Source organism: Micromonospora sp. NPDC049089 (assembly GCF_040648775.1).
Taxonomy (GTDB): Bacteria; Actinomycetota; Actinomycetes; order Mycobacteriales; family Micromonosporaceae; genus Micromonospora.
The window spans coordinates 1-3,551 of record NZ_JBEZEH010000347.1; the positions used below are offsets into that span (position 1 = coordinate 1).

A 3,551-nucleotide genomic window follows, 5' to 3' on the forward strand; every position below is an offset into this window, starting at 1 on the left:
CCGTTTTTTCTTGTTCTATGCCTTTTTTTGTGCCACCCCGGTTATGGTTGCCCACTACTTCCATGTTCGGGCGCGATCTTCGCCCGGAAGCCGGCGCGGAAGGTCGGCGCGGGAGGTCGGCGCGGGTGGGACCGACGCCGGGAGGCTGGCGTGGGTGGGACCGACGGCGGGAGGCCGGCCGGCGTGAGGTGTCAGATGCCGCAGTTCGGCGCTGACCAGCCTCCGACCGCCGCCACGTGGGTGTGGTCGTTGTGATCGGGGTAGCCGGGGCCGAGGATCTGCCCGAAGCCGTGGTTGCGGGCCTGCTGCGCCAGCCGGCAGAACGACGGGGAGCCGACCAGGTCCACCCCGTCGCCGTACAGGTGTCGGCTGTTCGACGCTCCGCCGACGGCGCTGTTGCAGGCGTAGCTGCGGAAGCTGCTGCTGATCGCGATGCCCACGTCGCCGAGGGCGTGCCGCATGGCCTGGAGCTTCCACATCGAGACGAGCGCGTTGAACCGGGCGGTGCTCGCCGAGACCGCGCCGCCGGACCAGTCGCTGTTGCACTTGTTCAGCTCGGAATAGCTGAAGTTGGCCGGGGTGCAGTCGTCGTCCTGGAGGGCGTAGAGCCGGTTGAACGTCTGGGGGCCGGCGATGCCGTCGGCGGGCAGCCCGTACGCCTGCTGGAAGCGGATCACCGCCGATCGGGTGGCCGGGCCGTACGCGCCGTCCAGGGTGAGCACCGCGCCGTAGCCGGGGTAGCCGGCGACCCGGATCTGGAGTTGCCGGACATCCTCGCCGGACGCCCCCTGGGACAGGGTGCGTCCCCAGGTGTAGCAGCCGTCCGCCTGGGCCGCGCCGGCAGTGAGGGTGACGCCGGCCACTGTGGTGGCGGCGGTCATCGCCAGTGCCGCGAGGAACCTGCCGAGCCGTCGGTACATGTAGCCCTCCATCAATGCATGGAAGTACGTGGATGGATGGAAGTTTCATGCCTTCGCCTTGATCCGTCAAGAACTTGCAATGCCGGGTTTCCCGACGGCGGGTGTCGCGGCATGCCCGCGGGGCTCCGTAGGATCGGCTCGTGACAGGGGTGGAACGGCACACGGACAGTGACGGCATGGCGGACGGTCTGGAGCGGCTCTGGACGCCGCACCGCATGATCTACATCTCCGGCGAGGACCGCCCGGCCGAGGGCTACGAGAAGCCCACCGGCTGTCCCTTCTGCCGGGGGCCGAAGCTGCCTCCGGAGGAGAGCCTGGTGGTGGCCCGGGGCGAGCACGTGTTCGTGGTGCTCAACCTCTACCCGTACAACCCTGGGCACCTGCTGGTCTGCCCCTACCGTCACGTCGCCGACTACACGGACCTGGACGTGCCGGAGACCACCGAGCTGGCGTCGTACACCCAGACCGCGATGCGGGTGATCCGCAAGGTCAGCAACGCCCACGGCTTCAACCTGGGCATGAACCAGGGCGGGGTGGCCGGCGCCGGCATCGCCGCTCACCTGCACCAGCACGTGGTGCCGCGCTGGGGCGGCGACGCGAACTTCATGCCGGTGATCGGCCGCACCAAGGTCCTGCCGCAGCTGCTCGGCGACACCCGGGACCTGTTCGCCCGCGCCTGGCCGTCCTGACCGACGCCGGCCGCGCCGCGCCGGTCGCGCGACCTCTGCGCCGGTCCGGCTAGTTGGCGCGCAGCAGCGGGGTCAGCCCCGACCAGCTCTCCACCCGGTGTCGAACGCCGGGCCGAACGCTCCGACGACGGCCGGGGTACGCAGGTGGTGCGCGCCGAAGAACGAGGTGTCCGCGTCGTCGTCGGCCGGCTCGATGATCACTGCGCCGATGTCGACCCCGAGCCGTCGTACAGCGTTGATCATGCCGCACCGTGACCGTCCCCGTGCGCCCGCGTGTCCGCCCGCCGATCTGCTACGCCCCGGTCCGCCGAAGGTGGCACGATCGGCCGATGGCAGTCACGACACGGGTGTTGGGGCGCAGCGGCATCGAGGTCAGCGCCCTCGGTATGGGGTGCTGGGCGATCGGCGGGCCCTGGGCGGAGGGCGCCCAGCCACTGGGCTGGGGTGCTGTCGACGACGACGAGTCGGTGCGGGCGGTACGCCGGGCACTCGAACTGGGCATCACCCTCTTCGACACCGCCGACACGTACGGGGCCGGGCACGGTGAGCGGGTGCTCGGCCGCGCGCTCGCCGGTCGCCGCGACGACGCCGTGATCGCCACCAAGTGGGGTTACACCTTCGACGAGGCCGGCCGTCAGGCCACCGGCGAGGACGCGTCGCCCGGATACCTGCGCAAGGCCGTGACCGCCTCACTGCGCCGGCTGGGCACCGACCGGATCGACCTCTATCAGCTGCACCTGGCCGATCTGTCGGTGCCGAGGGCGCAGGCGCTGATCGGGACCTGCGAGGACCTGGTGGCCGAGGGCCTGATCCGCGCGTACGGGTGGAGCACCGACCGCACCGACCGGGCTGCCGCGTTCGGGCACGCCGCCGCCGGTGGCACCGCCGTGCAACACGCCCTGTCGGTGCTGCGCGACGCTCCCGAGCTGCTTGCCGTCTGCGACAAGTACGACCTGGCCAGCGTCAACCGGGGCCCGCTCGGGATGGGGCTGCTCACCGGCAAGTACACGGCCGCGTCGACGCTGCCCCGCGACGACGTACGCGGACTGGCTCCGGGCTGGTTGGAGTGGTTCCGGGGTGGCCGGCCGGCACCGGAGTGGCTGCGGCGGGTCGGCGCGGTCCGCGCCGCGCTCACCGCCGACGGACGCACCCTCGCCCAGGGCGCGTTGGGCTGGATCTGGGCGCGCAGCGGTCGCACCATCCCGATCCCGGGCTGCCGTACGGTCGCCCAGGTCGAGGAGAACGCCGCCGCGCTGCACCGGGGCCCACTGCCGGCGGACCAGTTCGTCGAGGTGGAGCGTCAGCTCGCCGCCGTCCGCACCGCGGCCCTGCGCGACGCCGACCGCCCCCACTGGCCCCGCCCCATCCACCCCACAGTCCACCCGTAACCAGGTCCCACAGAAGCCCACCCAAGCCCGCACCCACGGCACAGGGCGTGCCGCGCCGTGCTGCCTCGTGCTGCGCCGTGCCGCCCCGCCCCCGTGCCGCCCCGCCCCCGTGCCGCCCCGCCCCCGTGCCGCCCCGCCCCGTGCCGCCCCGCCCCGTGCCGCCCCGCCCCGTGCCGCCCTGCCCGCGTCGATCAAGGAGTTGTGGTGCCGCACAAACCGGGCACCAAACAACCTTTCGCCCACCACAACTGCATGATCGACCCGAAGGCCGCTGCAACTTCCGCCGATCTTGCACTTACTGCGGGTACTTACGCCGCAGTAGCGACATATCGGCAACCGGAAGTGCAAGATCGCTGGGGGCAGGGCAGGGCAGGGCAGGGCAGGGCAGGGCAGGGCAGGGCAGGGCAGGGCAGGGCAGGGCAGGGCAGGGCAGGGCAGGGCAGGGCGAGGTTAGGGGAGGCGCGGCAACGGTCGCCAGAGCAGTCCACAAGAGACGGGCACTGCCGGCGGGGTGCACCACCGGCTGGCTGGTAGCGGAGCTAGACATGAATACA

The 3,551-nt window shown here is 71.9% G+C and carries 4 protein-coding genes; 2 read left to right on the top strand and 2 right to left on the bottom strand.

The window, feature by feature from the left end:
* Positions 1–191 precede the first annotated feature (191 nt).
* On the bottom strand, positions 192–932 hold the full coding sequence (locus AB0B48_RS32395) for a D-Ala-D-Ala carboxypeptidase family metallohydrolase (RefSeq protein WP_357208291.1): 741 nt from the start codon (positions 930–932) through the stop codon (positions 192–194).
* 164 nt (positions 933–1,096) lie between these two features.
* Here AB0B48_RS32395 and AB0B48_RS32400 point away from each other — a divergent pair, with 164 nt between their 5' ends.
* Entirely contained in the window at positions 1,097–1,609 is a 513-nt protein-coding gene (locus AB0B48_RS32400; RefSeq protein WP_357208300.1) for an HIT domain-containing protein, read from the top strand.
* 72 nt (positions 1,610–1,681) lie between these two features.
* On the opposite strand, the gene AB0B48_RS32405 is transcribed toward AB0B48_RS32400, so the two are convergent.
* Positions 1,682–1,852 carry a hypothetical protein gene (locus AB0B48_RS32405; protein ID WP_357208294.1) on the bottom strand — a complete coding sequence of 57 codons (171 nt, stop codon included), beginning with the start codon at positions 1,850–1,852 and terminating at the stop codon, positions 1,682–1,684.
* 86 nt (positions 1,853–1,938) lie between these two features.
* On the opposite strand from AB0B48_RS32405, the gene AB0B48_RS32410 reads away from it, so the two are divergent.
* Positions 1,939–2,997 carry an aldo/keto reductase gene (locus AB0B48_RS32410; RefSeq protein ID WP_357208297.1) on the top strand — a complete coding sequence of 353 codons (1,059 nt, stop codon included), beginning with the start codon at positions 1,939–1,941 and terminating at the stop codon, positions 2,995–2,997.
* Positions 2,998–3,551 lie beyond the last annotated feature (554 nt).